Annotated in this window: 23 protein-coding genes; 19 read left to right on the plus strand and 4 right to left on the minus strand. The window is 65.8% G+C overall.

Annotated features, from left to right (window positions below; all coding sequences use genetic code 11):
- Window positions 1-17: 17 nt before the first annotated feature.
- Window positions 18-1202 carry a lanthanide ABC transporter ABC transporter substrate-binding protein PedA1 gene (locus tag KHO49_RS25470; protein WP_213666035.1) on the minus strand — a complete coding sequence of 395 codons (1185 nt, stop codon included), beginning with the start codon at window positions 1200-1202 and terminating at the stop codon, window positions 18-20.
- Window positions 1203-1392: 190 nt separating this feature from the next.
- On the opposite strand from KHO49_RS25470, the gene KHO49_RS31330 reads away from it, so the two are divergent.
- From KHO49_RS31330 to KHO49_RS25490, 5 genes are all read left to right on the plus strand, one after another.
- Window positions 1393-1515 (plus strand): hypothetical protein, encoded by a 123-nt coding sequence (locus KHO49_RS31330; protein ID WP_258010305.1) that lies wholly within the window; start codon window positions 1393-1395, stop codon window positions 1513-1515.
- Window positions 1516-1517: 2 nt separating this feature from the next.
- Window positions 1518-2789, plus strand: a complete 1272-nt coding sequence (locus KHO49_RS25475) for a sensor histidine kinase (protein WP_213666036.1) — start codon at window positions 1518-1520, stop codon at window positions 2787-2789.
- On the plus strand, window positions 2789-3427 hold the full coding sequence (locus KHO49_RS25480) for a response regulator (RefSeq protein ID WP_060838517.1): 639 nt from the start codon (window positions 2789-2791) through the stop codon (window positions 3425-3427). Before KHO49_RS25475 ends, KHO49_RS25480 begins: the two co-directional genes overlap by 1 nt.
- 171 nt (window positions 3428-3598) lie before the next feature.
- Window positions 3599-3916: a helix-turn-helix domain-containing protein gene (locus KHO49_RS25485; RefSeq protein ID WP_016967320.1), complete on the plus strand. Its 318-nt coding sequence runs from the start codon at window positions 3599-3601 to the stop codon at window positions 3914-3916.
- Window positions 3909-5171, plus strand: a complete 1263-nt coding sequence (locus tag KHO49_RS25490; protein WP_213666037.1) for a type II toxin-antitoxin system HipA family toxin — start codon at window positions 3909-3911, stop codon at window positions 5169-5171. The genes KHO49_RS25485 and KHO49_RS25490 overlap by 8 nt, the downstream gene beginning before the upstream one ends.
- Before the next feature lie 81 nt (window positions 5172-5252).
- On the opposite strand, the gene KHO49_RS25495 is transcribed toward KHO49_RS25490, so the two are convergent.
- Window positions 5253-5912 carry a pentapeptide repeat-containing protein gene (locus KHO49_RS25495; protein ID WP_102880318.1) on the minus strand — a complete coding sequence of 220 codons (660 nt, stop codon included), beginning with the start codon at window positions 5910-5912 and terminating at the stop codon, window positions 5253-5255.
- Window positions 5913-6120: 208 nt separating this feature from the next.
- Complete coding sequence (gene exaA, locus KHO49_RS25500) at window positions 6121-8007, minus strand: quinoprotein ethanol dehydrogenase (RefSeq protein ID WP_123392840.1); 1887 nt, start codon at window positions 8005-8007, stop codon at window positions 6121-6123.
- A gap of 253 nt (window positions 8008-8260) precedes the next feature.
- On the opposite strand from exaA, the gene pedF reads away from it, so the two are divergent.
- The 11 genes from pedF to KHO49_RS25555 all read left to right on the plus strand — a co-directional run bounded on the left by pedF (window position 8261) and on the right by KHO49_RS25555 (window position 20965).
- The gene (pedF, locus tag KHO49_RS25505) at window positions 8261-8722 is read left to right on the plus strand and encodes a cytochrome c-550 PedF (protein WP_102861878.1); all 462 of its coding nucleotides are present in this window, start codon (window positions 8261-8263) and stop codon (window positions 8720-8722) included.
- A gap of 5 nt (window positions 8723-8727) precedes the next feature.
- Window positions 8728-9603: a substrate-binding periplasmic protein gene (locus tag KHO49_RS25510; protein WP_213666038.1), complete on the plus strand. Its 876-nt coding sequence runs from the start codon at window positions 8728-8730 to the stop codon at window positions 9601-9603.
- A gap of 8 nt (window positions 9604-9611) precedes the next feature.
- Complete coding sequence (locus KHO49_RS25515; RefSeq protein ID WP_213666039.1) at window positions 9612-10382, plus strand: quinoprotein dehydrogenase-associated SoxYZ-like carrier; 771 nt, start codon at window positions 9612-9614, stop codon at window positions 10380-10382.
- A gap of 35 nt (window positions 10383-10417) precedes the next feature.
- Window positions 10418-11347, plus strand: a complete 930-nt coding sequence (locus tag KHO49_RS25520; RefSeq protein WP_213666040.1) for a quinoprotein relay system zinc metallohydrolase 1 — start codon at window positions 10418-10420, stop codon at window positions 11345-11347.
- A gap of 227 nt (window positions 11348-11574) precedes the next feature.
- Window positions 11575-13350, plus strand: coding sequence for a PQQ-dependent alcohol dehydrogenase PedH (pedH, locus tag KHO49_RS25525; RefSeq protein WP_102880324.1), 1776 nt, complete (start codon window positions 11575-11577; stop codon window positions 13348-13350).
- 197 nt (window positions 13351-13547) lie between these two features.
- Complete coding sequence (gene exaC / locus KHO49_RS25530; RefSeq protein ID WP_110597206.1) at window positions 13548-15068, plus strand: acetaldehyde dehydrogenase ExaC; 1521 nt, start codon at window positions 13548-13550, stop codon at window positions 15066-15068.
- 388 nt (window positions 15069-15456) lie between these two features.
- Window positions 15457-15528: a pyrroloquinoline quinone precursor peptide PqqA gene (gene pqqA, locus KHO49_RS25535; protein WP_011060521.1), complete on the plus strand. Its 72-nt coding sequence runs from the start codon at window positions 15457-15459 to the stop codon at window positions 15526-15528.
- Between the two features lie 61 nt (window positions 15529-15589).
- Entirely contained in the window at window positions 15590-16504 is a 915-nt protein-coding gene (pqqB, locus tag KHO49_RS25540; protein WP_213666041.1) for a pyrroloquinoline quinone biosynthesis protein PqqB, read from the plus strand.
- A gap of 583 nt (window positions 16505-17087) precedes the next feature.
- Window positions 17088-18251: an alcohol dehydrogenase-like regulatory protein ErcA gene (ercA, locus tag KHO49_RS25545; RefSeq protein WP_213666042.1), complete on the plus strand. Its 1164-nt coding sequence runs from the start codon at window positions 17088-17090 to the stop codon at window positions 18249-18251.
- Window positions 18235-19962 (plus strand): PAS domain-containing hybrid sensor histidine kinase/response regulator, encoded by a 1728-nt coding sequence (locus KHO49_RS25550; RefSeq protein ID WP_110653662.1) that lies wholly within the window; start codon window positions 18235-18237, stop codon window positions 19960-19962. Before ercA ends, KHO49_RS25550 begins: the two co-directional genes overlap by 17 nt.
- A gap of 151 nt (window positions 19963-20113) precedes the next feature.
- Window positions 20114-20965: a VanW family protein gene (locus tag KHO49_RS25555; protein ID WP_213666043.1), complete on the plus strand. Its 852-nt coding sequence runs from the start codon at window positions 20114-20116 to the stop codon at window positions 20963-20965.
- Here the strand turns inward: KHO49_RS25555 and KHO49_RS25560 are convergent.
- A complete protein-coding gene (locus KHO49_RS25560; protein WP_102880330.1) occupies window positions 20939-21487 on the minus strand; it encodes a YniB family protein in 549 nt (182 codons plus the stop codon). The two genes, KHO49_RS25555 and KHO49_RS25560, sit on opposite strands and share 27 nt — an antisense overlap.
- Before the next feature lie 184 nt (window positions 21488-21671).
- Between KHO49_RS25560 and KHO49_RS25565 the strand changes: the two genes are divergently transcribed.
- The 3 genes from KHO49_RS25565 to KHO49_RS25575 are packed head-to-tail and all read left to right on the plus strand — an operon-like array spanning window position 21672 to window position 25888.
- Window positions 21672-22340, plus strand: coding sequence for an ABC transporter ATP-binding protein (locus KHO49_RS25565; protein ID WP_102880331.1), 669 nt, complete (start codon window positions 21672-21674; stop codon window positions 22338-22340).
- A 1-nt stretch (window position 22341) separates the two neighbouring features.
- The gene (locus KHO49_RS25570) at window positions 22342-24822 is read left to right on the plus strand and encodes an ABC transporter permease (protein ID WP_213666044.1); all 2481 of its coding nucleotides are present in this window, start codon (window positions 22342-22344) and stop codon (window positions 24820-24822) included.
- Window positions 24812-25888, plus strand: a complete 1077-nt coding sequence (locus tag KHO49_RS25575; protein ID WP_213666045.1) for a lipocalin-like domain-containing protein — start codon at window positions 24812-24814, stop codon at window positions 25886-25888. Before KHO49_RS25570 ends, KHO49_RS25575 begins: the two co-directional genes overlap by 11 nt.
- Window positions 25889-26219: the final 331 nt, after the last annotated feature.

The raw sequence follows: 26219 nt of genomic DNA on the forward strand, positions 1-26219 counted from the left end.
TTGTTGTGGTTATGGGATCAGGGGTAGCGGCAGGTCACTTCGGGGCGGTCGTAGCCCAGGCTGTCCATTTCGTTGAAGGGGTGCAGGAAACCGTCCTGGGGCGAAGTGCTGACCAGGGCTCGGGGCTGCACCAGGGGAATGGGTTGGCGCAGTTCGCCGTTCCACGGCCGGTAGCTGAGCTTGCGGCCCTTGAACCCGTCCAGGGGCAACTGGTCGCTGAGCAGCAGCGTCTGCAGGGCCCGAGGCTCGGCCTGGCGCAGTTTGCTCACTGCGCTGGCGACGCTGCGCACGGCCATCCAGGCGGCGAAGTCGCGGTCGTTCATCCAGCGTCCGGCCTGGGCTTCGAAGCGCTTTTGCAACTGCGCGGCGCCGAAGGTCTCGACGCTCTTGTGCCAGCCGGTGGGGGTCAGGCCCTGGGTGCCGGCCACCGGGCGCGGGAACCAGGTCTGGTAGGGCAGGTATTCGCCGAAGTCGCCGCGCTCGTCGGCCACCAGCACCACGTCGTATTCGGCGGTCTGGGTGAACAGCGGCATGTCGGCCTGGGCGCTGCGGCGCTGGTCGTTGTCGAAGCTCCAGTCTTTCTCGGCGACCAGCTTCACGCCGAAGCGCTGGGTGGCCCGGCGCAAGGCGTCGGCGTAGGCCCGGTCGTCTTCGGTCTGGCCGACGATGAGCAAGGCCCGCTGCCATTTACGCAGCACCATGAACTGCACCAGGGCGTCGGCCAGCATCGCCCGGCCGGGCAGGCTGTGCAGCACGTTGCCCAGGCACTGGCTGCTGCGCAGGGCGTCGTCGGGGCTGCCGGCGTTGAACAAGAGGCTGTCGGGCAGGGCGGCGGACAGTTCCCGCAGGCTGGCCGCCGGGGCATTCACCACGAACAGCCGCAGGCCCTGGTCGTGCTGGGCCTTGGCGGCTTGCAGCAGCGCCTGGGGGCTGTCGACGCTGGCGCTGTCGAGCTGGAACTGCTGCTTGAGAAAGCGCCCGGTGCTGTTGCTGTCGACAATCGCCAGCTGCGCGCCTTGCAGCCCGCTGTCGGCGGGCTCGGGGATGATATTGGACAGCAGCGGGCCGGGATCGGGGCGATAGCCCAGGTAGCCGATGCGCACCTGCAAGGTGTCCTCGCTGGCCTGGCTCGCGGCCAGGGGCAACAGGACCGAGGTCAGGGCCAGCAGGCAGGTCAGGATAAGCGGGGCAGGCTGGTGCATAAGGCACTCCACGGCAGGTGGCGCCAGCATAGGAACAGCGTCGGGGCGGGGAAATATGCAGAAAGTAGCGCTCGGGCAGTACCAAGGTAGTAGCCCGGCGCGGGTGCGGCGGTCTTAGCATGGTCCCAGCGGCCCCGACCCTGGCCGAACCCGCCCCGAGCCCTGAGCCCGAACCTTGAGAGAGACGCCCATGCGCATCATCAAAGTGCTGCTCCTGCCCTTGCTGCTGATCCTCAGCCTGATCGGCGTCGATCGCCTGCACGGCCCGCGTCCGGTCCTGCCCCTGGCGGTGCCCTTGGTTCCGGGGCGCTAGGCATGTCGGCGCTGTGGCGGATCAACCTGTGGGTCACGGCGTTCTTTGCCGTGGTGACCCTGGCCTGCGCCGGCTTGCTGCTGCATCAGGCGGTGGCCGATGTCGAACGTGAATTGCAGTCCGCCGAGGCGGTGGTGGAGTACTTGAGCGACAGCGCCGAGCGCAACCCGGCGGGCTTGCAACCACACCTGACCCAGAGCCTGCGTCATGTGCGGGTGCACTGGCTGGCACCGGACGAGGCTGCGCGGATGCCCGAGCAGGCCGGGCTGGATGCCTGGCTCGGCCGCCAGTTGTTCAGCGAGCGCCGCCACAACGCCCGCGAACTGGACCTGGGCGACGGGCGCCGGGTGCTGATCGCCGTGGACGCGCGGGATGAGATCGACGAAGTCTGGGATTCCCTGCAACAGCTGCTGAGCCTGTGCGGCCTGGCCTTGCTCCTGAGCCTGCTGACCATCCGCTGGGCAGTACGCCGCGGCATGGGCCTGCTGGATGACCTGTTGCGGGCCTTGCAGCAAGTATCCGGCGGGCAACTGGCGGTGCGCCTGCGCGAAGCCGGCCTGCCGGAAGCGCGACAACTGGCCGGACACTTCAACCGCATGACCGCGACCCTGGAACAGACCCGCGCCGACAACACCCAACTGACCCAGGCCCTGCTGGCGGTGCAAGAGCGCGAGCGCACCTACCTGGCGCAGACCCTGCACGACGACCTCGGGCAATACCTGGCGGGCATTCGCGCCCAGGCCTGCCTGCTGCGCATGGTCAGCAACCAGCCCACGGTGGTGGAGCGCACGGCCCAGGCCCTGGAGCTCAACTGCGAGCGCTTGCAGCAAGGCTTTCGCGCCCTGGTGCAGGACCTGTACCCGGTGGTGCTGCAGCACCTGCCGCTGGCTGAAGCCTTCGGTTTGCTGGTGAGCCAATGGCAGGACAGCCAGGGCATCGACTGCCAATTGCGGGTCGGCGCCGACCTGCCGGCGTTGCCCAGCGCCAGCAAGACCCACCTCTACCGCCTGCTGCAAGAGGCGCTGACCAATGTCGCCCGGCACGCCGATGCCAGCCAGGTACGGGTGCGCCTGCAACGCAGCGCCCGGGGCCTGCGCCTGCTGGTGCGCGACAACGGTTGCGGCGCCCCCCAGCCTCAGCGCCCCGGCGTCGGCCTGCACTCGATGGCCGAACGCGCCCGCAGCCTGGGTGGCGAACTGCACATCCTCAGCCGTCCCGGCGCCGGTTGGGCGCTGGCCTTGAACATGCCCCTGAACATGCCCATGGAGGCCTGATGAACATCTTGTTGGTGGATGACCACGCCGTGGTCCGCCAGGGTTACGCCAGCCTGCTGCGCGCGGTATTGCCGGCGATGCAGGTGCGCGAAGCGGCCAGCGGCGAAGAGGCCCTGACCCGAGTGGCCGAAGAAGTGCCGAACCTGGTGATCATGGATTTCGGCCTGCCGGGCATCAGCGGCCTGGAGACCACCCGCCGTCTGCGCCAGCGCCTGCCGCAGCTGCGGGTGCTGTTTTTCAGCATGCACGACGAACTGCCCCTGGTGCGCCAGGCCCTGGAGGCGGGTGCCTCGGGCTACCTGACCAAGAACTCCGCGCCCCAGGTGCTGATCGAAGCGGTGCACCGCGTGCTGGCCGGGCACGCCTACATCGAACAGCCCCTGGCCACCCAACTGGCCTGCACCCCGGCGCAGAACGCCAGCGACCCGCGTTTGCAGAGCATGACCCAGCGCGAGCTGGAGATCTTCGTGATGCTGGCCAAGGGCACCCCGGCGCGGGTGATTGCCGAGCAGCTGTGCATCAGCGCCAAGACTGTGTCGAACCACCTGACCTTGCTCAAGAGCAAGTTGCAGGTCAGCTCCCATGCGGAGTTGGTGCATTTGGGGATTGATATGGGGGTGGTGCGGGTGGCGGGGTGAGGGGGGGCAGCGGCTAGCTGCAAGTGGCAAGATAAATCCAGTATTTCGCTTGTTATCTGGCTGATTCGAGGGATAAGAATCAGATTTATGAAGTTATTTGGTTCTCCAGAATCTCTCGGATAACTCTATAATTTTGAGTGTTATGTGAGATTTAAGGATTTAACACTCGATATGCTGAATTTAACGCTTGCCAGGCCGGATGAGGTGCTCAAGCTGCTTTGCACCCGCCTGCGCCAGGAACGCCTGTCCCAGCAGATGACTCAGGCCGAAGTCGCCGCCCGTGCTGGCATCGGGGTTGGCACCCTGTCCAATCTGGAGGCCGGGCGTAGTGTCGCATTCGACAGCGTGGTTCGCGTGGCGATGGTGCTGGGGCGTCTTCGCGAGCTGGAGCAATTGTTCCTGCCGCAGTTGGACAGCCTCGACGACATCCTCCGTTATGAACAGGGCGCCCAGCGGCAGCGCGTCAAAAGGAAGTCCGCCGATGCTTAAGCAAGTCGATGTCTACTACGACGGTTGGGGGGAGCACTGGCGCTGGGGTTCGCTGGTATCCACGACGGCGCTGACCGGCCGCCCCTTGATTGCCTTCGAGTACAGCGAGGAGGCACAGGATCGCGGCCTGGAACTGTCGGCCTTGCGCTTGCCGCTCAAGGGCCCGAGGCTGCGTCGGGACTTTCCCGATCATCAACTGTGGCTGCCGGGGCCGGTCTATGACTCGCTGCCTGACGGTTGGGGCATGTTGCTGATGGATCGCTTGTTCAAACGTCGCGGTCTCAATCCCGCGCAGATTGGTCCTTTGGAGCGACTGACCTATATCGGCACCCAAGCCATGGGCGCGATGTCGTTCGAGCCTGTGGCGCCGGAGCTGTTCATGGCGCCTGAAGAGGTTCCCCTTGAGCGACTGGCCGCCGAAGTTCAGGAGGTGCTCCATGGTCAGGGCGGGGAGTTTCTGCAGCGACTGCTGCGGATGGGCGGCTCGCCGCAGGGCGCTCGACCCAAGGCCTTGCTCTATCGCGACCCTGCGGGAGGGCGCTTCAGCACGGCCGCGGCATCTGGCTTGGAAGCCTGGTTGATCAAGTTCCCGGGAGCGGGTGAACACCCCGAGGTCTGTGCTATCGAAGCTGTCTACGCACAATGCTTGCGCGAATGCGCCATCGAAACGTCGGACAGTGAACACTTCGAGCTACCCAATGGGCAGGCGGCCTTCGCCACCCGAAGATTCGACCGGCACAAAGACATGCGCGTGCCCATGCAAAGCCTAGCCGCCTTTACCGGTGCGGACTACCGAGCAGCCGGGGCGCTGGACTACAGCAATTTCCTGCGGGCAACCCAGTACTGCTGCAATGATGTGCGGGAAAAGGCGCTGGCCTTTGCCCGGATTGTGTTCAACGTGGCGTTCAACAACCGCGACGATCACCCGAAGAATTTTGCCTACCTTATGTCGTCGAGCGGCCAGTGGAAGCTGGCGCCGGCTTACGACGTGACCTTCTGCGAGGGGCCGGGCGGCTATCACCAGATGGACGTATTGGGCGAGGCGTTGCACATCACTCGCAAGCACTTGCTCAGGCTCGCGGCTCAGGAGGCGGAGCTTTCGGCCAGGGATGCCAGCGACATCATCGAACGCATCTGCCAGGTTGCCAGCGGCTTTACCTGCTGTGCCCGGTCCCGGTTCCCGGGTGGCATCAGCGCGGACACCTTGAGCATGATTCAGGCGCGTATCGACGAAAACCTAGCGCGACTGGGCTAGCGGGGCTGTAGCTGCTATTGAACCGATGATTGCTCCAATAGCAGGCACAATGAGGCGCTTGGTAATGCCTGGGGCAACGGCCTACTTATCCCAAGTCCCCGGACACCCCTGGCACCCCTCCATATTGGCATCCTGAAAATTCCCATAATGCTGCCGCGCCCCGCGCAAATCGGCGCGTTCCAGATTGCTCTCACCCAACTTGGCCTCCTGCAGATTGGCATCACTCAGATTGGCCCCTTGCAGATCCGCCTTGCTCAACCAGGCCATTTCCAGATCCGCCGCTTGCAGGTTGGCCTGGTGCAGCTTGGCCCCGGACAGCCGGGCAAATTGCAGATAGGCCGCGCTGAGGTTGGCGTTCTCGAATTGCGCGCCCTGGGCAAACAGGCCCCAACCCTGAATGGCCATCAGCTTGGCGTCGGTAAAGTCCGCCAGCCGCAGGTTGCTCTGTTGCAGGCTGGCACGGGTCAGGTTGGCGCCTTGCAGGCGGGCTTTTTCCAAATTGGCCAGGTCCAGCTGGGCATGGCGCAGGTCGGCGCCGGAGAGGTCGGCTCCGGCCAGGTTCATCTTGCGCAGGTCCTGGTTGGCCAGGTTGGCGCCGCGCAGGTTGGCGCCGGGGCATTGGCTGGCTTCGGCAATCACGCAGCCGTTGATGGTCAGAGGGACGTCGTTGCCGTCGTCGTCGATGTTCACCGCGAAGGCGGGGGACAGGCTTAACAGCAGGACAAGGGGCAGGTAGTTCATGGTGCGGTGCTCCAGGCGGGAGTGAAGACGGGTGTGGCGAGAAGGCGGGCTCCCGGTCGACCGGCGCCCTGGGGTCGTAGCCGTCCAGAACCCGGCCCCCGGGGTGTGTCTGGCACATCCCGGGGCGGGTTTCGGGGCCGCTGCGCGCTGATGCGCCAGCCCGGCCCAGCAGGAGCAAGCTCCCTCGCTACAGATAGGGCGGTGAAGGTCAGCGCTGGGCGGTCTGGTTATCCCAACTCGGGATCTTGAACACCCAGAACGAACCGCCTTGGGCCACCGGCTTGGTCAGTTCGGCCATGTCGCCACCCCACAGCGGCACCGCGCCGCCGTAGCCCACGGTCACGCCGATGTACTGCTCGCCATCCTGCTCCCAGGTGATGGGCGGCGAGACGATGCCGCTGCCGGTCTGGAATTTCCACAGCTCCTTGCCGGTCTTGGCGTCGAAGGCCTTGAAGAAGCCATCGCCGGTGCCGGTGAACACCAGGTTGCCCTTGGTCGCCAAGACGCCGGCCCACAGTGGCAGCTGCTCCTTGTGTTCCCACACCAGTTTGCCGGTGGTGGGGTCCATGGCCCGCAGGGTGCCGACGTGGTCGTCGTACATGCGCTTGATGCGGAAGCCCATACCCAGGTAGGCCGAGCCTTTCTTGTAGTTCACTTCCTCGGTCCAGTACTCCTCCTTCCACTGGTTGCCGGGGATGTAGAACAGCCCGGTGTCCTGGCTGTAGGCCATGGGGTTCCAGTTCTTGCCACCCAGGAACGGCGGCGAGACTTCCACCGGTTTGCCCTTGGTTTCACCCGGCAGCGGTTTGGCCGGACGCTGGCCTTCGTTTTCCACGGGGCGGCCGGTCTTGAGGTCGATGTGGCTGGCCCAGGTGATGTTGTCGACGAAGGGGAAGGCGTTCTGCAGTTTGCCGTTGTTGCGGTCCACCACGTAGAAGAAGCCGTTGCGGTCGGCGTGGCCGGTGGCCTTGACCACTTTGCCGTCCTTGTTCTTGTAGTCGAACAGCACCAGTTCGTTGTTGCCGGAGAAGTCCCAGGCGTCGTTCGGCGTGTGCTGGTAGAACCATTTCACTTCGCCGGTGCTCGGGTCGACGCCGACCTGGCCCGAGGTGTAGAGGCTGTCGTAGTCGTGGGGGTTGCCGTCTTTCGAGGTCCGCGCCCAGGTGTTCCACGGGCCGGGGTTGCCGGCGCCGACGATGATGGTGTTGGTTTCGGCATCGAAGCTGGCGCTCTGCCAAGGGGCACCGCCGCCATGGCTCCAGGCTTCGACCTTGCCGGTTTCGGTGGTCTTGTCATCGGGCCAGGACGGTGCCTTGACGTCGCCGGTGGGGGTGCTGTCCTTGCCGTTGAGGCGGCCCATGTGGCCTTCGACGAAGGGCCGCATCCACACCTCTTCGCCGGTGTCCGGGTCGCGGGCGAACAACTGGCCGACCACGCCGAATTCGTCGCCGGAGCTGCCGTGGATCAGCAGCACCTTGCCGCTGGTCTTGTCTTTGATCAGCACCGGGGCGCCGGTCATGGTGTAGCCGGCGCTGTGGTCGCCGAATTTCTTGTTCCACACCACCTTGCCGGTGTTCTTGTCCAGGGCGATGACCCGGGCGTCGAGGGTGCCGAAGTAGATCTTGTCGCCGTAGATCGCCGCGCCGCGGTTGACCACGTCGCAGCACGGACGAATGTTGTCCGGCAGGCGGTGGTTGTAGGTCCACAGGCGTTTGCCGGTCTTGGCGTCCAGGGCGAACACCCGCGAGTAGGAGCCGGTGACGTAGACCACGCCGTCGCGGACGATGGCCTGGGATTCCTGGCCGCGCTGCTTCTCGTCGCCGAAGGAGTAGGACCAGGCCGGGGTCAGCTTGAACACGTTCTTGTCATTGACCTGGGCCAGGGGGCTCCAGCGCTGGGCGTTGGTGCCCATGCCGTACTGCAGCACGTCCTTGGTGGTCAGGTGGTCGTTGGCGATGTCTTCCCAGGTGACGTTCTTGCTGGCAGGTGCCGCCGGGGCGGTGGCCGCTGTGGCCGCCGTGCTCAAGGACAGGCTGGCGGCCAGCAGCATGGCCAGGCTCAGGGGGGAGAGGGCGGGTAGCGATCTTATTGTCATGGTTGCAGTTCCCAGTGGAGGTTTTGGCCTGACTAGGGTCTGCCGCGGGACGCGCTTTGAGATACGGAAAAAGTCCCGCCTTTGCCGGGAAAAGTTCCCGGGCGGCACCTGATTTAGGCCCGCGCCACAAGCCCTACTACCAAGGGAGTAGGACGCGACCACCAAAGCAGCATACGGCCGCCCGCCGGCTGTTTCTAAGATGGCGCCATGGCCTCTGTAGCGAGGTCTTGCGTGCAATCTTGAGGGCATAACAATGACAACAAAACGCAACGCCTTGCTCGCGGTAGGGCTGCTGACCGGTGCCTTGGCCACCGGCGCTGTATGGGCCCATGGCAACGTGGTGCCCCAGGCGGTGGAAACCCAGGGCCTGACGCCGATCAAGGACGCTGGAGTGAGCCTCGATGGCGACGGCTGGGCCGCAGTCAACCCTTATCGCACCTCGCCCGAGCGCGACAAGGCAGTGGAAATCGGTGCCTCGGCCTACAACCAGAACTGCGCCGCTTGCCATGGCCTGGAAGCCAAGTCCGGCGGTATCGCCCCGGACCTGCGCATGCTCGATGCCGGCGAAGCCGGGGATGAATGGTTTGTCGAACGGGTGCGCCACGGCGCGGTGCGCGATGGCCGGGTGTACATGCCGAAGATGGCCGACTACCTGAGCCAGGAAGCCCTGTGGGCGGTGCGCACCTACCTGGACAGCGTGCGCGTCGAGGAGTGATCGCCATGGGCCGCCTCGGCGTGTTCCTCAGTGGCCTGCTGTTGTGCTGCGCGGCTGTGCAGGCCGAGGTGCGCAACTACGACACGATGATCGCCTCCGGTGAGTTGAAGGTGGCGGTGTACCAGGATTTTGCCCCCTACAGCTTCGAGGATCAGGGCCAGCCGCAGGGTGTCGATGTGGAGCTGGCGCAAGCCCTGGCCCAGTCCCTGGGGGTGAGCCTGCAACTGATCTGGGCGCCGCCGGGGGAGAAGCTCGACGACGATTTGCGGGACTACATCTGGCGCGGCAGTCCGCTGCGTCAGCAGCAGTTGGCCGACCTGATGATGCGCGTGCCCTACGACCACGACTTTGCGCAAAAGCGCAACGAACTGGGCGAGCTGACCAACGACCACGTGGTGATGTTCGGCCCCTATCAGGAGGAGCGCTGGCAGGTCGCATTCGACCGCCGCCGGCTGGATGCGGTGGCCAGTGTCGCGGTGTTCCAGCAGCACCCCATTGGCGTCGAAGTGGACAGCGTGCCGTCGTTCTACCTGACCTCGGTGTTCAACGGCATGCTCAGTGCCAAGACCCATCATTACCCCAGCGTGCAGCAGGCCTTCAGCGCCCTGAGGGCCGGGCAGGTGGACGCGGTGATGGCCATGCGCGGCGAGATCGACTGGCAGTTGCACCAGGCCGGCGACCCGCAACTGGCCCTGGCGAAAAACGCCTACCCGAACATGGGCAAGCAAGTGTGGGAGATCGGCATGGCGGTGCATGAAAGCAATCGCCAGTTGGCCTATGCCGTGGAGGAGGCTCTGGAAGGGCTGATCCGCGACGGTCGCCTGCAGGCGCTGTACGCCCGTTATGGCCTGCGTTACGAGGTCCCACAGATGTATCAATAGGAGCTGCGATGAACTGGCGAGCGACCTGTCTGCTGGCGTGCTGGCTACCCTTGGCGACCCCGGCGCTGGCCGCCGATCCGCAGGCCCCGGGCGTCGACCCGGTGCCCTCGGTGATGTGGGCCTTCTACCACAAGCAATTGCTGGGCGATGCCGCGTTCGTCTTCGATGACCGGGTCAAGCTGCTGGCGCCGCCCTTTGCCGAGGATGCGCGGCAGGTGCCGCTGGAGATCGACGCCCGGGCCTTCACCGGCGAGGTGGTGCGCATCCTCGCCTGGGCCGAGCTCAACCCCTTGCCGCGCATCGTCGATTTCGAGCCGGGGGAGCGGGTGCTGCCCTGGCTGTCGATCCGCATCCGCATCGAGCAGGCCACGCCGCTGCGCGCTGCGGTGCTGACCCGCGATGGCCTGTGGCACGTGGGCTCGACCCTGATCGATGCCGCCGGTGGCGGTTGCACTGCCCCCAGCGTGGTGCGCACCCAGCCGGGTTGGGAAGAGCACATCGGTGAGGTGCTGGGCGGGCGTTATCCCCGTGGGGATGCCAGCCGCCTGCGCCTGCAAGTCTCCCATCCGATGGACAACGGCCTGGTCAGCGGCATTCCTGAGTTCTTCCTCAACCACGCCGAACTGCGCGACCAGAACGACCAGCGCCTGGCCAGCCTCGAACTGTTCCCGGCGGTCAGCGAAAACCCCAACCTGGGGTTCGATATCCAGGGGCCGGGGCAGACCCGCTTGCTGTTGCGCGACAACAGCGGCAACCAGTTCGAGGCCAAACTGCCCTGACCGCATCCTTTGACCCACCCGAGCCGAGGCGCGCCATGCGTTGGATTCTGCTGTTGCTGCTGTGCCTGGGCCTGCCGGCCCGAGCCGACCTGGACTATCAACTCAAGCCCCGGCAGATCGCTGAGGGCACCTGGCTGCTGGAAGGCAGCACCGACAATTTCGCCAAGGCCAATGGCGGCAACATCGTCAACACCGGGTTCATCGTCACCGACAGCGGGGTGGTGGTGATCGACAGCGGGCCGTCCAAGCGCTACGGCGAAGCCTTGCGCCGGGCCATTGCCGCTACCACCGACAAGCCGGTGATCCAGCTGCTGCTGACTCACCATCACCCCGACCATGTGCTGGGCAATCAGGCCTTTGGCGATGTGCCCATCGGCGCCCTGGTCGGCACCACGGACCTGCTGCGCCAGCAGGGCGAGGCCATGGCCGAGAACATGTACCGCATGGTTGGCGACTGGATGCGCGGCACCGAGGTGGTGTTGCCGACCCAGGAACTGAAGCCCGGCCTTCTTGAGGTGGGCGGGCATCGCTTGCGCCTGCTGAGCCTGAGTGGGCACACCGGCGCTGATCTGGCGATTCTCGACGAGAACACCGGGGTGCTGTTTGCCGGTGACCTGGTGTTCTACGAGCGCGCGCTGACCACCCCCAACAGCCCGGGGCTGGAGGCATGGCTCAAGGACCTGAACACCTTGCAGGCGCTGCCGTGGAAGCTGATCGTTCCCGGGCACGGGCCGGTTGCCAGCGATGCGGCGCCTTTTGCCCAGATGCGCGATTACCTGAGTTGGCTCGATGGGTTGATGCGCGACGGCGCAGCCCGGGGCGATGACATGGCGGAGATGATCCGCCGCCCGATTCCCGAGCGTTTTGCCGGCATCAGCCTGACCCGCTACGAGCTGATCCGCAGCGTCAGCCACCTGTACCCGCGTTACGAACGCCAGCGCCTGCAGCGTATCGACGGCCTGTAGGCGCCGGCTTGCCGGGGAAGGTGATTTCGAGGGCCTCTTCGCTGGCAAGCCTGCTCCTACAGTGCGGGTGCATGGCGCCTGCTTGAAGCTTGCCACTGCCCCTCCTGTACCAAGGAACTAGAAAACTCCGCACTGCGGGCAATTGTTGGCAAGCAGGCCGGGACCAAGAATTCCCGGCAGACCGGGAAAATTTCCCGGGAACAACAATAACCGCCGAGGTAGCCGTCATGACCCAACCCCCACGTCGTCCCTGTTTCGCCGTGAGCCTGGTGCTCAGCGCCATGCTGCTGTCCAGCGCGGCCCTGGCCGCCGTCACCGATGAAGAGATCCTCCAGGACCCGAAAAACCCTGAGCAGATCGTCACCAACGGCCTGGGTGTCCAGGGCCAGCGCTACAGCCCGCTGGATATGCTCAACGTCGATAACGTCAAGGAGCTGCGGCCGGTCTGGGCCTTCTCTTTCGGTGGCGAGAAGCAGCGCGGCCAGCAGGCCCAGCCGTTGATCAAGGACGGGGTGATGTACATGACCGGTTCCTATTCCCGGGTGTTCGCGGTGGATGCGCGCACCGGCAAGAAGCTCTGGCAGTACGACGCTCGCCTGCCGGACGACATCCGCCCGTGCTGCGACGTGATCAACCGCGGCGTGGCGCTGTACGGCGATCTGGTGTTCTTCGGCACCCTGGACGCCAAGCTGGTGGCCCTGAACAAGGACACCGGCAAGGTGGTGTGGAGCAAGAAGGTCGCCGACCACAAAGAGGGTTATTCCATCAGCGCCGCGCCGATGATGGTCAACGGCAAGTTGATCACCGGGGTGGCCGGCGGTGAGTTCGGCGTGGTGGGCAAGATCCAGGCCTACGACCCGAAAAACGGCGAGTTGCTGTGGATGCGTCCCACCGTGGAAGGCCACATGGGTTACGTGTACAAGGACGGCAAGGCCATCGAGAATGGCATTTCCGGTGGCGAGGCGGGCAAGACCTGGCCGGGCGACCTGTGGAAGACCGGCGGCGCCGCGCCGTGGCTCGGCGGCTACTACGACCCGGAAACCAACCTGCTGCTGTTCGGCACCGGCAACCCGGCGCCGTGGAACTCCCACCTGCGCCCTGGCGACAACCTGTATTCCTCGTCGCGTCTGGCCCTGAACCCGGACGACGGCACCATCAAGTGGCACTTCCAGAGCACCCCTCACGACGGTTGGGACTTCGACGGCGTCAACGAGCTGATCTCCTTCAACTACAAGGAGGGCGGCAAGGAGATCAAGGCTGCCGCCACCGCCGACCGCAACGGCTTCTTCTACGTGCTCGATCGCACCAACGGCAAGTTCATCCGCGGCTTCCCCTTTGTCGACAAGATCACCTGGGCCACCGGCCTGGATAAGAACGGCCGGCCGATCTACAACGAGGCCAGCCGTCCTGGCGCCCCGGGCAGCGAGGCCAAGGGCAGCTCGGTGTTCGTCGCCCCGGCCTTCCTCGGCGCCAAGAACTGGATGCCCATGGCCTACAACCGCGACACCGGGCTGTTCTACGTGCCGTCCAACGAATGGGGCATGGACATCTGGAACGAAGGCATCGCCTACAAGAAGGGCGCGGCGTTCCTTGGCGCGGGCTTCACCATCAAGCCGCTGAACGAGGACTACATCGGCGTGCTGCGGGCCATCGACCCCATCAGCGGCAAGGAAGTCTGGCGTCACAAGAACTTCGCGCCGCTGTGGGGCGGGGTACTGACCACCAAGGGCAACCTGGTGTTCACCGGCACGCCTGAGGGCTTCCTCCAGGCCTTCAACGCCAAGACCGGCGAGAAAGTCTGGGAATTCCAGACCGGCTCCGGGGTGCTGGGCTCGCCCGTGACCTGGGAAATGGACGGCGAGCAGTACGTTTCGGTGCTCTCCGGCTGGGGCGGCGCGGTGCCGCTGTGGGGCGGCGAAGTGGCCAAGCGGGTCAAGGACTTCAACCAGGGCGGCATGCTCTGGACCTTCAAGCTGCCCAAGGACCTGGTGAGCAAACGCTAATCGTAGGAGCCAGCTTGCTGGCGAAGAGGCCCGCAAGAGCGCTTTCGCCGGCAAGCCGGCTCCCGCACAGGGCAATCAACCTACGACCAAATGACGAGAGCCCCCCCTGCCAACGATGCATTCGTCCGGCAGGCGGGGCTCTCTACCATCGGTTCATCGCCTGTCGTCGGACAGGCCTCGACCAGCAGAGGCTCAGCATGATCTACGCACAACCCGGAACCCCAGGCGCCGTCGTGTCCTTCAAGCCACGCTACGGCAATTTCATCGGCGGCCAGTTCGTGCCGCCGGTGGCTGGCCAGTACTTCACCAACACCTCGCCGGTCAACGGTGAGGTGATCGCCGAATTCCCCCGTTCCAGCGCCGCCGATATCGACCTGGCCCTGGACGCCGCCCATGCCGCCGCCGAGGCCTGGGGCAAGACCTCGGTCCAGGACCGCTCGCGGGTACTGTTGAAGATTGCCGACCGCATCGAGCAGAACCTGGAGATCCTCGCGGTCAGCGAGACCTGGGACAACGGCAAGGCGGTGCGCGAAACCCTCAACGCCGACGTGCCCCTGGCCGCTGACCATTTCCGTTATTTCGCCGGTTGCATCCGCGCCCAGGAAGGCGGCGCCGCGGAGATCAACGAACTGACCACCGCCTACCATTTCCACGAACCCCTGGGCGTGGTCGGGCAGATCATCCCGTGGAACTTCCCGCTGCTGATGGCCGCCTGGAAGCTGGCCCCGGCCCTGGCCGCCGGCAACTGCGTGGTGCTCAAGCCCGCCGAGCAGACCCCGCTGTCGATCATGATCTTCGCCGAGCTGATCGCCGACCTGCTGCCGGCCGGGGTGCTGAACATCGTCCAGGGCTTTGGCCGCGAAGCCGGCGAGGCCCTGGCCACCAGCAAGCGCATCGCCAAGATCGCCTTCACCGGCTCGACCCCGGTGGGCTCGCACATCATGAAATGCGCCGCCGAGAACATCATTCCGTCCACCGTGGAACTGGGCGGCAAGTCGCCGAACATCTTCTTCGAAGACATCATGCAGGCCGAGCCCAAGTTCATCGAAAAGGCCGCCGAGGGCCTGGTGCTGGCGTTCTTCAACCAGGGTGAAGTCTGCACCTGCCCATCCCGGGCCCTGGTGCAGGAGTCGATCTACGAGCCGTTCATGGCCGAGGTGATGAAGAAGATCGTCAAGATCAAGCGCGGCAACCCGCTGGACACCGAGACCATGGTCGGCGCCCAGGCATCGCAACAGCAGTACGAGAAGATCCTCTCCTACCTGCAGATCGCTCAGGAGGAGGGCGCCGAGCTGCTCACCGGTGGCGCCGCCGAGCGCTTGGAAGGCGACCTGTCCAGCGGCTATTACATCCAGCCGACCCTGCTCAAGGGCCACAACAAGATGCGCGTGTTCCAGGAAGAGATCTTCGGCCCGGTGGTGGGCGTGACCACCTTCAAGGACGAAGCCGAAGCCCTGGCGATTGCCAACGACAGCGAGTTCGGCCTGGGCGCCGGGCTGTGGACCCGCGACATCAACCGCGCCTACCGCATGGGCCGGGCGATCAAGGCCGGCCGCGTGTGGACCAACTGCTACCACCTGTACCCGGCGCATGCCGCGTTCGGTGGTTACAAGAAATCCGGCGTGGGCCGCGAGACCCACAAGATGATGCTCGACCACTACCAGCAGACCAAGAACCTGCTGGTGAGCTACGACATCAACCCCCTGGGCTTCTTCTAAGGGCAAGAAAGAGCGGGGTAGTTGGGTGCTGCCCCGCTTTGTGTGGCAACGGCGCGACGTCTTGGGTGGACGTCGCGCCGTTTTTTTGCCTGGGGATCGCCCGCCAAACCTCCAGCTGCTGTAGCCGCTGCCGAGCGTGCGAGGCTGCGCAAAGGCCCGCAGGGCCTTGCTTGACGGTTTCCCGTCAACCGCCTGGTTCTCATGCCCCCTGTGTCTCCTGCGTCGGCATGCCGCCCAAGCCGTGCGCAGCCTGCGGCAGCGGCTACACACGCGCCAAGCCCCTACCAACGCACCCCGCCGGCTCGTCCCAAAGTAGCATTCGGGCGCCGCGCCCCTCGTGCATTAATGCCTCTACCGGAATCCCCGGCACAACAAGAGGATTGACCCCATGTGGCATAAACCCGCGTACACCGATCTGCGTATTGGCTTTGAAGTGACCATGTACTTCGCCAACCGCTGAGCCGTCCCGCTCCGGCCGGCCCGGGTGGCGGCCGGAGTCTTCTGCCCCTTTGGAGCACACCATGCATATCCGCATTCTCGGTTCCGCGGCGGGTGGCGGTTTTCCCCAGTGGAACTGCAACTGCCGCAACTGCGCCGGAGTGCGCGACGGCAGCCTGCGCGCCCAGCGCCGTACCCAATCGTCCATCGCCCTGAGCGACCACGGCAGCGAGTGGATCTTGTGCAACGCCTCGCCGGATATTCGCCAGCAGCTGGAATCCTTCCCGAGCCTGCAACCGGCCCGACAGCTACGCGACACCGCCCTGGCCGGAGTGATCCTGCTGGACAGCCAGATCGACCACTGCACCGGCCTGCTCAGCCTGCGCGAAGGCTGCCCGCATCAGGTCTGGTGCACCGAGATGGTCCATCAGGACCTGTGCAGCGGCTTCCCCTTGTTCAACATGCTCAGCCACTGGAACGGCGGCTTGCAGTGGCAGCCCATCCACCTCGATGGCCGCGAATTCAGCCTACCGGCCTGCCCAGACATCGCCTTGCGGGCCATTGTCCTGCGCAGCAGCGCGCCGCCGTATTCGCCCCATCGCGGCAACCCGCACCCGGGGGACAATATCGGCCTGTTCATCGCGGATCGGCGCAGCGGCGCCAGCCTGTTCTACGCCCCGGGCCTGGGGCAGGTGGATGAGGCCCTGCTGGAATGGATGGACCGCGCCGACTGCCTGCTGGTGGACGGCACCTTGTGGCGCGACGACGAAATGCGCGTCTGTGGCGTCGGCGACAAACTGGGCAGCGAAATGGGCCACCTGGCGCAAAGTGGCCCCGGCGGCATGCTTGATGTGCTGGAGCGCTTTCCCCGGGCGCGCAAGGTGCTGATCCACATCAACAACACCAACCCGATCCTCGACGAAGACTCCGCCGAGCGCGCCGAACTGACCCGCCGCGGCATCGAAGTGGCGCATGACGGCATGGACATCCATCTCTGACGCCCCCAGGTCCCTGTAGCCGCTGCCGAGCCTGCGAGGCTGCGCAAAGGCCCGCAGGGCCTTGCTTGACGATCACCCGCCAAACCCCCAGCGGCCTCAAGAACGCCGCGGCCCTTCGTGCCGTTCGCAGCCTGCGGCAGCGGCTACACCAACCTCGGATCGGCACTGGCCCTGTAGCCGCTGCTGAGCCACGGCGAAGCAGCGAAAAGGCCCGCAGGGCCTTGCTTGACGATCACCCGCCAAACCCGCAGCGGCCTCAAGAGCGCTGCGGCCCTTCGTGCCGTTCGCAGCCTGCGGCAGCGGCTACACCAACCTCGGATCGGCACTGGCCCTGTAGCCGCTGCTGAGCCACGGCGAAGCTGCGAAAAGGCCCGCAGGGCCTTGCTTGACCATCTCCCGCCAAACCCGCAGCGGCCTCAAGAGCGCTGCTGCCCCTCGTGCCGTTCGCAGCCTGCGGCAGCGGCTACATGGCCTGTAGCCGCTGCCGAGGCTGCGAAGTCCGCCGATGGTCGGATTGCTTTCAGCAACGGATGCTTTAGGCTGGCGTTCTCCTTCCAGAACAATAAGAAAACAGGCTTCCCCCATGAGCCAGAATCTCAGTCTCCTGCGCAAGTTCGTGTCTCCGGAAATCATCTTTGGCGCCGGTTGCCGGCATAACGTCGGCAACTATGCGAAGACCTTCGGCGCGCGCAAGGTCCTGGTGGTCAGCGACCCCGGGGTGATCGCCGCCGGTTGGGTCGCCGACGTCGAGGCCAGTCTCCAGGCCCAGGGCGTCGACTATTGCCTGTACAGCCAGGTGTCGCCCAACCCGCGGGTGGAGGAGGTGATGCAGGGCGCCGAGGTCTACCGCGAAAACGCCTGCGATGTGATCGTTGCCGTCGGCGGTGGCAGCCCGATGGATTGCGGCAAGGGCATCGGCATTGTGGTGGCCCACGGGCGCAGCATCCTCGAGTTCGAGGGGGTGGACATGATCCGCGTGCCGAGCCCGCCCTTGATCATGATTCCCACCACCGCCGGCACCTCGGCGGACGTCTCGCAGTTCGTCATCATCTCCAACCAGCAGGAGCGGATGAAGTTCTCCATCGTCAGCAAGGCGGTGGTCCCGGATGTGTCGCTGATCGACCCGGAAACCACCCTGGGCATGGACCCGTTCCTCTCCGCCTGCACCGGAATCGACGCCCTGGTGCATGCCATCGAGGCCTTTGTTTCCACCGGCCACGGCCCGCTCACCGATCCCCATGCCCTGGAAGCCATGCGCCTGATCAACGGCAACCTGGTGCAGATGATCGCCAACCCGGCGGACATCGCCCTGCGCGAGCAGATCATGCTCGGCAGCATGCAGGCCGGGCTGGCGTTCTCCAACGCGATTCTCGGTGCGGTGCATGCCATGTCCCACAGCCTGGGGGGCTTTCTCGACCTGCCCCACGGGTTGTGCAACGCGGTGCTGGTGGAGCATGTGGTGGCCTTCAACTACAGCTCGGCACCGGAGCGCTTCAAGGTGATTGCCGAGACCTTCGGCATCGACTGTCGCGGGCTCAACCAGCGGCAGATCTGCGGGCGGCTGGTGGAGCACCTGATCGCCCTCAAGCGCGCCATCGGCTTCCACGAAACCCTGGGCCTGCATGGGGTCAGCAGCAGCGATATTCCGTTCCTGTCCCAGCATGCGATGGACGATCCGTGCATCCTCACCAACCCGCGCGAATCCAGCCAGCGTGACGTCGAGGTGGTGTATGGCGAGGCCCTCTGACGAACAGCAACGGGCCCTGGCCGGGCTCTTGGGGCTGGGTAACCACTCGGCGCGCAAGAGCCACTACCCGGAACTGGCGGCGCGCCTGGAAGACCTGGAAACCGAGCGCAACCGCTACAAGTGGCTGTTCGAGCACGCGGTGCACGGCATCTTCCAGGCCAGCCTGCAGGCCGGCATGCGCGCGGCCAACCCGGCCCTGGCGCGCATGCTGGGGTATCAGGACCCCCAGGAAGTGCTGTTCTCCCTGGCCGATCTGGCCGGCAATCTGTTCGTCGGCGGCGCCGCGGAACTGGCGGCCATCGGCGAGCAGTTGCAGAGCCAGCGCAGCCTGCTGGGCTATGAAACCCAGCTGCGGCGCAAGGACGGCAGCAGCATCGATGTGCTGATGAACCTGCTGCTCAAGCCCGACCAGGACGGGCTGGTGGAAGGGTTTGTCGCTGACATCACCGAACGCAAGCTGGCCCAGCAGCATCTGGAACAGCTCAACGACCAGTTGGAGCAGCGGGTCGCCGCGCGCACCGATGAACTGCTGGAAGCCAACCGCAACCTGCAGCAGCAGATCGCCCGGCGCGAACGCATCGAGTGTGATCTGCGGGATGCCCGGGACGCTGCCGAGGCGGCCAACCGCAGTAAGGACAAGTACCTGGCCGCCGCCAGCCACGACCTGCTGCAACCGCTGAATGCCGCGCGGCTGTTGATCTCCACCTTGCGCGAGCGGCGCCTGCCGGCCGCCGAGCAACTGTTGGTGGAACGCACCCACCAGGCCCTGGAAGGCGCCGAGGATTTGCTCACCGATCTGCTGGACATCTCCAAGCTCGACCAGGCGGCGGTCAAGCCGGACCTGGCGGTGTATCGCCTGGATGAAATGCTCGCGCCGCTGGTGTCGGAGTTCCAGTCGGTGGCCGAGGCGGCCGGTCTGGAGCTGCGGGTGCGCTTCGGCGACTTTGCCCTGTTCACCGACCTGCGGCTGATGACCCGCATTTTGCGCAACTTTCTCAGCAATGCCTGCCGCTACACCGAGCGCGGCAGCATTTTGCTGGCGGCGCGGCGCCGCGGCGATCAGTTGCGGCTGGAGGTGTGGGACACCGGGCGCGGCATTGCCGCTGACCGCCTGGAGTCGATCTTCCTCGAATTCAATCAGCTGGACGTGGGCCGCGCCGCCGACCGCAAAGGCGTGGGCCTGGGGCTGGCGATTGTCGAGCGCATCGCCAAGATCCTCGGCTACCGGGTGCAGGTGGAGTCGCGGCCGGGACGCGGCTCGCGGTTCAGCATCCAGGTGCCCCTGGCGGCCCGGGTGCCGTTGCCCATCAGCTTGCAGGCACCGCAGCCGGGCACCGGCAATCCGCTGCCGGGGCGGCGCCTGCTGGTGCTGGACAACGAGTTGAGCATTCTTGAGAGCATGGCCGCGCTGCTCGGGCAGTGGGGGTGTGAAGTGCTCACCGCCACCGATCAGGCGGCCGCCCTGGCGGTGCTTCAGGGCCGGGCGCCGGAACTGATCCTGGCGGATTTTCACCTGGATCACGGGGTCACCGGCTGCCAGGTAGTGCAGCAGTTGCGCGAGCATTTCCAGCAGCCGCTGCCGGCGGTGATCATCACCGCCGACCGCAGCGACCAGTGCCGCCGGGCCTTGCAGCAACTGGGAGCGCCGCTGCTCAACAAGCCGGTGAAACCGGGCAAGCTGCGGGCCGTGCTCAGCCAGTTGCTGGGCTAGGGCTGGGCCTGTTCCACGGGGCATTCCAGTACGGGGCGCTCGGGTGCAGGGCTTCTGGCATGGGCGCAGGCTTGCCGCTAAGATGCCGCTCTTTTTTTCAAGGACGAAGCCGGCTCCTGCGTCGTCGCGCCGGGCCGCCGTTTAACCATCGATGAAACCCTTGTCCTCGTATCACCCGCTGCTGTACTGGCTGCGAGTACGCCAGAAGCGCCTGATGCGTCATCTGGCCTGGCGCTTTTCCGGGCGCCGTTACGCCCGGCCCGAGCCCGGCAGCCCGCGCTTGCCCCATCGCCTGATCAAGCACACCTCGAAACTGATCCGCACCCTGGGCGACTGCGACCTGGCGCTGCAGCACAACAAGGTGATCAACCTCAAACTGGCGGTGGCCTGCATCGATGGCGTGCGCATCGCCCCTGGGGAGTATTTTTCTTTCTGCAAACTGGTGGGCCGGCCCAGTCGAGAACGCGGTTTTGTCGAGGGCATGGAGCTGTCGTTCGGCGAGGCCCGCCGCGGCATCGGCGGTGGCATCTGCCAGCTGAGCAACCTGATTCACTGGATGGCGATGCACTCGCCGCTGGAGGTGGTGGAACGGGCCAACCACAGTTTCGACCCGTTTCCCGACGAGGGGCGGGTGCTGCCCTTCGGTTCCGGGGCGGCGATCTTTTACAACTACATCGATCTGGTGCTGTACAACCCCGGGCCGCAGACCTTGCAGCTCAAGCTGCAGGTCGGCGCGCAACAGCTGGAGGGCGAGCTGCTTTGCGAGCAGCCGCGCGAGCATCGCTATCACGTTTATCAGCGGGCCCACCGCTTTGTGCGCGAGGGCGCCCGGGTGTACCGGGAGAACCAGATCTGGCGCGACATCCGCAGCAAGGGCCAGGACGCCGAGCTGCTGCGTCAGGAGTGCCTGTATCGCAACCGGGTGGTGGTCAAGTACCCGGTGGCAGACGCGCTGCTCGAACCGTCGGCGCCGGGCTCAGATGATGCCCAGCATCCACAGTAGGCCCAGGTAGACCGCCGCAGCGCCCAGGGGCCAGGCCACCAGCAGGCGGGTCTGGCTGAAGAACGACGGCGCTTTGCCCACCAGGGTCGAGTCCTCCAGCTCCTGCAGGGTCTTGGCGGGCACGCCTTCCTCGGCCGGGGCCTTGAGCTGGGCTTCGATCAGCGGCTCGACCTCTTCGACCTTGCGCATCATCCCCCGGCCCGTGGCGAACAGCGCCGCACCGACGAAGATCAACAGGTAGATCACCAGGAATTTCCAGTGGGAGGAGTAGCTCAGGTCGATGAAGCTGGGCGTCGGGCTGTTGTCCCAGAACCAGTTCAGCGGCTGGGTATTGGCGTTGACCTGGTACACGAAGTACTTGATCGGGCGATTGATGGTCGAGGCCATGGCGGTGTAGCTGTCCAGGCGCCAATAGAGCATTTTCAGGGTCGAGAAAAAGGTCGAGATCAAGGCACCGGTAAACAACAGTGCGCCTGCGGCGATGTACAGCCGGTACTGCAATTGGGCCCTGGTGTAGGTCATGGGTGCTTCCTGCAATGAACAAAAGGGGCGCAATACTATATTTCGTGGCGGCTGGACGATAGGGGCCAGTGCTCGCCCAGCGGTCGCAGAGCGCCTGACGGCCTGGAGAGCGGTGAAGCTTTGCGCAGGTCCTGGGGCGCACGGGTTATTCTTGGTTCCCCTCTCAGGTCGGACGAATCAGCCCATGCTGCAAGTACAAGGAGTGTTCAAGAGCTACCCCACGCCCCAGGGCCCGCTGGCGGTGCTGCAGGGTGTGGATCTGCACCTGGGGCAGGGCAGCAGCCTGGCGCTGATGGGCGAGTCGGGCAGCGGCAAGAGCACCCTGCTGCATCTGGTGGCGGGGCTGGACAAGGTCGATCGCGGCAGCATCCGCATTGGCGAGTACGGCCTGGAGCAGATGAACGAACACCAGCTGGCCAACTGGCGGCGCACTGAAGTGGGCCTGGTGTTCCAGCAGTTCAACCTGATCAGCAGCCTGCGGGTCGAGGACAACCTGGGCTTTCAGGCGCGCCTGGCCGGGCGCTTCGATCCGCTGTGGCAGGCGCAACTGGTGGAGCGCCTGGGCCTGGGGGATTTGCTGCGGCGTTACCCGGAGCAGCTCTCCGGCGGCCAGCAGCAACGGGTCGCCCTGGGCCGGGCCCTGGCTGCGAAACCCGGATTGTTGCTGGCGGACGAGCCCACCGGCAGCCTCGACGAGGCCACCAGCGACGAGGTGTTGCAGCTGTTGCTGGAGCTACTGGCGGACAGCCCCACCAGCTTGTTGATGGTCACCCATAGCCAGCGGGTGGCCAGCCGCCTGCAACAGACGGTGGTGCTGCAACGCGGTCGTCTGGCCGACCCGGTCGGGGCTTGAGATGGGGGTCTTTGTCACAGCGATGCAGGCGCTGCTGAGCCACTGGCGCCGGCATCCGGTGCAGTTTTTCAGTGTGCTCACCGGACTCTGGCTGGCCACCAGCTTGTTGACTGGGGTCCTGGCCCTCAACAGTCAGGCTCGGGACAGTTATGCCCGGGCCAGCCAGTTGATCGGCGGCGAGCCCCAGGCCAGCCTGGGCAGCGCCAGTGGTGCGAGTTTTTCCCAGCAGGGGTTCGTCGAGCTGCGCCGTGCCGGCTGGCCGGTGTCGCCGGTGCTCCAGGGGCGGGTGCAGCTCAAGGATCACCCCGACCAGCCCCTGCAAGTGATGGGCATCGAGCCGTTATCGCTGCCCGCCGGTTCCGCGGTGGCCGGGCAGGCCCTGGCGCTGCAACAGATGGTCGAGTTCTTCAGTGCGCCGGGCACCACCTGGGTGGCGCCGCAGACCCTGGCCAGCCTGGGCTTGCAAGAGGGCGAGCAACCCCAGGCAGTCAATGGCCAGCGCTTGCCGCCGCTGCGGGTGCAGGCGGACATGGCCCCGGGGCTGCTGTTGATGGACATCGGTTTTGCCCAGCAGGTGCTCGGCCAGCCCGGACAGTTGAGCCGCTTGTTGCTGCCCAAGGACTTTGCCGCCCAGGCAGCGCCACTGCCGGCGCAACTGGCGGGGCAACTGGTGCTGCGCCAGGGGGAAGCAGAGGGCGATCTGGCGCGCCTGACCGAGAGCTTTCACCTGAACCTGGATGCCTTGGGGTTCCTGTCCTTTGTGGTGGGGCTGTTTATCGTGCACGCCGCCATTGGCCTGGCCCTGGAGCAGCGGCGCGGCTTGCTGCGTACCCTGCGAGCCTGTGGGGTCAGCGCGCGGCTGCTGATTGCCTGCCTGATCGTCGAGCTGGGAGGGCTGGCGCTGTTGGGCGGTGTGGCTGGCGTGGTCAGCGGCTACCTGCTGGCCGGGGTGTTGCTGCCGGACGTGGCCGCCAGCCTGCGGGGCTTGTACGGCGCGCAAGTGGCCGGGCAGTTGAGCCTGAGTCCCTGGTGGTGGTTGAGCGGCATCGGCCTCAGTCTGCTGGGGGCCTTGCTGGCCGGTGGCGCCAGTCTGTTGCGGGCGGCGCGCCTGCCGTTGCTGGCCCTGGCCAATCCCCAGGCCTGGCATCAGGCCCATGCCCACTGGTTGCGGCGCCAGGGCTGGATGGCTTGCCTGGCGCTTTTGGTGGCCCTGGCGGCGTGGCGCTGGGGCGACAGCCTGGCCAGCGGTTTCGTGCTGCTGGCGGCTTTGCTACTGGCGGCGGCCCTGGGCTTGCCGGTGCTGCTCAATGCCGTGCTGGGCCGCTTGCTGGGGCGCAGTCGCGGGGTGCTGGGGCAATGGTTTCTCGCCGATAGTCGGCAGCAGTTGCCGGCCCTGAGCCTGGCCTTGATGGCCCTGCTGCTGGCCCTGGCGGCGAACATTGGCGCCGGCAGCATGACCGCCGGTTTTCGCCAGACCTTCAACGACTGGCTGGAGCAGCGCCTGAGCGCCGAGCTCTACCTCAACCCGCAAAGCCCCGAACAGGCCGGGCAACTGCTGGACTGGCTGCCGCGCCAGCCCCAGGTGGCGGCGGTGCTGCCCAGCTGGCAGGTGGCGTTGCAGGTTCAGGGCTGGCCGGCGGACCTGTACGGGGTGATCGACCATCCCAGCTATCGCCAGCATTGGCCGTTGCTGGAGGCCCAGGGGGCCGATCCCTGGGCACAGTTGGCGGCGCACGACAGCGTGATGCTCAGCGAACAGTTGGCCCGTCGGCTCAAGGTGCGGTTGGGGGATCGCCTGGAACTGCCGGTGCCGGCAGGGCACTGGGCGCCCCAGGTGGTGGGGATCTATGCCGACTACGGCAATCCCAAGGGGCACTTGCTGGTGAATGTGCAGCACCTGCTGGCGCATTGGCCGCAGTTGGCGCCGAACCGTTTCAACCTGCGGCTTGCGCCGGAGGCGGTTGCGCCGCTGATCGGCGCCTTGCAACAGCAGTTTCAGCTGGATGACAGCCGGATCATCGATCAGGCCCGGCTCAAGGGGTGGTCGCTGCAGGTCTTCGAGCGCACCTTCGCCGCCACCGCCGCCCTCAATAGCCTGACCCTGGGGGTGTCCGGGGTGGCACTGTTCATCAGCCTGCTGACCCAGAGCCAGAGCCGCCTGGGCCAGTTGGCGCCGCTCTGGGCCCTGGGGGTGGGCCGACGCCAGTTGATGCTGCTGAACCTCGGGCAGACCTGGCTGCTGGCGGTGCTCACCCTGATACTGGCGTTGCCCCTGGGGATTGTCCTGGCCGGGTGCCTGAACAGCGTGATCAATGTCCAGGCCTTTGGCTGGAGCCTGCCGTTGCGGGTGTTTCCAGGGCAGATCCTGCAACTGCTGGGCTTGGCCATGCTGGCCACCCTGGCGGCCTCGGCCTGGCCGCTGTTGAAACTGTACCGTGCACAACCGGCGGATTTGCTGAGGACCTTTGCCCATGAAGATTGATTGCCGGTGGCTGTCGCTGCTGTTTCTGCTCCTGGCCGGCTGCGACCAGGACGCCACGGCGCCCCAGGGTTTTGCCGGGCTGGGCAACGAGGCCTCGGCCTTTGCCCCGGTGGTGCCGGGGCGCACCTTCAGCTTTCCTGCCGATCATGGCCCACACGACGGTTTTCGCATCGAGTGGTGGTACCTGACGGCCAACCTGAAGGACGCTCAAGGTCGGCAATTCGGTGTGCAATGGACGCTGTTTCGCAGTGCGTTGCGGGCCGCGCCCGAGCAGCCCGGCTGGGGCGCACCGCTGGTCTGGCTGGGGCACGCGGCGGTCACTTCGGCCAGCCGTCACCATGCTGCCGAACGTTATGCCCGGGGCGGGGTGGGGCAGGCCGGGGCCACGGCGCAGCCGTTCCAGGTCTGGATCGATGACTGGCGCTTCACCAGCCTGTCCAGCGGGGACAATCCCCTGGCCCGGATGCAGGTGCAGGCCAGCGGGCCGGGGTTCGCCTATCAGTTGCAACTGTCCAGCAGCCAGCCGCTGGTGCTGCAGGGCGTGGGCGGTTATAGCCGCAAGTCGGACCAGGGTCAGGCGTCCTATTACTACAGCCAGCCGTTCTTCCAGGCGTCGGGGCAGTTGCAGATCGACGGCCAACGCTATGAGGTCAGCGGCCCGGCCTGGCTCGATCGGGAGTGGAGCAGCCAGCCCCTGGCCGCCGATCAGACCGGTTGGGACTGGTTCTCCCTGCACCTGGACAGCGGTGAGCGGTTGATGCTGTTCCGGGTGCGGGAGAACCATCGCGCGCCTTACATCACTGGCACCTGGATCAATCTCGATGGCAGCACCCAGAGCCTGGGGCGCGAGCAGATCCAGATGACGCCCCTGGAGGAGGCCCAGGTCGAGGGGCGGCGTCTGCCGATCGCCTGGCACCTGAAGATTCCCGATAAGAAGCTGGACATCAGCACCCGGGCCTTGAATCCCCAGTCGTGGATGAAACTGAGCATTCCCTATTGGGAGGGGCCGATCACCCTGGAGGGCAGCCACACCGGCAGCGGTTATCTGGAGATGACCGGGTATTGAGGGGGGCTGCAGGACAGCCCCGCGGGCCAGGGTCGATGGGGCTGAACCGAGGGGCGAGCCGGCGGCGAGGGCGACGGATCACCCTGGTGTTCAGTTTTATTCAGAATCCACCCACGGATTTTCCCCTTCAGTTGCACTAGAATGCCAATCGTTCGCCCGGTGCAAGGGCTCTTTACCGGTGCATGGATTGCCAAGGCCAGAGCACTGGGCGAACACCCTCCCGGAGTAATGTCCTGCGAACGCCAGGTTGTGTAACTGTCGCGTCCGGCGACGTTCGAGCCCTTGAAAGGCGCTCAGCCCCCCTTCAAACACCCCCCTGCGGGTTTCCTGC

The organism is Pseudomonas sp. RC4D1 (assembly GCF_018390395.1).
Classification (GTDB): Bacteria; Pseudomonadota; Gammaproteobacteria; order Pseudomonadales; family Pseudomonadaceae; genus Aquipseudomonas; species Aquipseudomonas danubii.

Excerpts from the sequence above, each read along its gene's own strand:
- KHO49_RS25470 (WP_213666035.1), bottom strand. The coding sequence starts at position 1,202 with ATGCACCAGCCTGCCCCGCTTATCCTGACCTGCCTGCTGGCCCTGACC.
- KHO49_RS31330 (WP_258010305.1), top strand. The coding sequence starts at position 1,393 with ATGCGCATCATCAAAGTGCTGCTCCTGCCCTTGCTGCTGATCCTCAGC.
- KHO49_RS25475 (WP_213666036.1), top strand. The coding sequence starts at position 1,518 with ATGTCGGCGCTGTGGCGGATCAACCTGTGGGTCACGGCGTTCTTTGCC.
- KHO49_RS25480 (WP_060838517.1), top strand. The coding sequence starts at position 2,789 with ATGAACATCTTGTTGGTGGATGACCACGCCGTGGTCCGCCAGGGTTAC.
- KHO49_RS25485 (WP_016967320.1), top strand. The coding sequence starts at position 3,599 with ATGCTGAATTTAACGCTTGCCAGGCCGGATGAGGTGCTCAAGCTGCTT.
- KHO49_RS25490 (WP_213666037.1), top strand. The coding sequence starts at position 3,909 with ATGCTTAAGCAAGTCGATGTCTACTACGACGGTTGGGGGGAGCACTGG.
- KHO49_RS25495 (WP_102880318.1), bottom strand. The coding sequence starts at position 5,912 with ATGAACTACCTGCCCCTTGTCCTGCTGTTAAGCCTGTCCCCCGCCTTC.
- exaA (WP_123392840.1), bottom strand. The coding sequence starts at position 8,007 with ATGACAATAAGATCGCTACCCGCCCTCTCCCCCCTGAGCCTGGCCATG.
- pedF (WP_102861878.1), top strand. The coding sequence starts at position 8,261 with ATGACAACAAAACGCAACGCCTTGCTCGCGGTAGGGCTGCTGACCGGT.
- KHO49_RS25510 (WP_213666038.1), top strand. The coding sequence starts at position 8,728 with ATGGGCCGCCTCGGCGTGTTCCTCAGTGGCCTGCTGTTGTGCTGCGCG.
- KHO49_RS25515 (WP_213666039.1), top strand. The coding sequence starts at position 9,612 with ATGAACTGGCGAGCGACCTGTCTGCTGGCGTGCTGGCTACCCTTGGCG.
- KHO49_RS25520 (WP_213666040.1), top strand. The coding sequence starts at position 10,418 with ATGCGTTGGATTCTGCTGTTGCTGCTGTGCCTGGGCCTGCCGGCCCGA.
- pedH (WP_102880324.1), top strand. The coding sequence starts at position 11,575 with ATGACCCAACCCCCACGTCGTCCCTGTTTCGCCGTGAGCCTGGTGCTC.
- exaC (WP_110597206.1), top strand. The coding sequence starts at position 13,548 with ATGATCTACGCACAACCCGGAACCCCAGGCGCCGTCGTGTCCTTCAAG.
- pqqB (WP_213666041.1), top strand. The coding sequence starts at position 15,590 with ATGCATATCCGCATTCTCGGTTCCGCGGCGGGTGGCGGTTTTCCCCAG.
- ercA (WP_213666042.1), top strand. The coding sequence starts at position 17,088 with ATGAGCCAGAATCTCAGTCTCCTGCGCAAGTTCGTGTCTCCGGAAATC.
- KHO49_RS25550 (WP_110653662.1), top strand. The coding sequence starts at position 18,235 with ATGGCGAGGCCCTCTGACGAACAGCAACGGGCCCTGGCCGGGCTCTTG.
- KHO49_RS25555 (WP_213666043.1), top strand. The coding sequence starts at position 20,114 with ATGAAACCCTTGTCCTCGTATCACCCGCTGCTGTACTGGCTGCGAGTA.
- KHO49_RS25560 (WP_102880330.1), bottom strand. The coding sequence starts at position 21,487 with ATGACCTACACCAGGGCCCAATTGCAGTACCGGCTGTACATCGCCGCA.
- KHO49_RS25565 (WP_102880331.1), top strand. The coding sequence starts at position 21,672 with ATGCTGCAAGTACAAGGAGTGTTCAAGAGCTACCCCACGCCCCAGGGC.
- KHO49_RS25570 (WP_213666044.1), top strand. The coding sequence starts at position 22,342 with ATGGGGGTCTTTGTCACAGCGATGCAGGCGCTGCTGAGCCACTGGCGC.
- KHO49_RS25575 (WP_213666045.1), top strand. The coding sequence starts at position 24,812 with ATGAAGATTGATTGCCGGTGGCTGTCGCTGCTGTTTCTGCTCCTGGCC.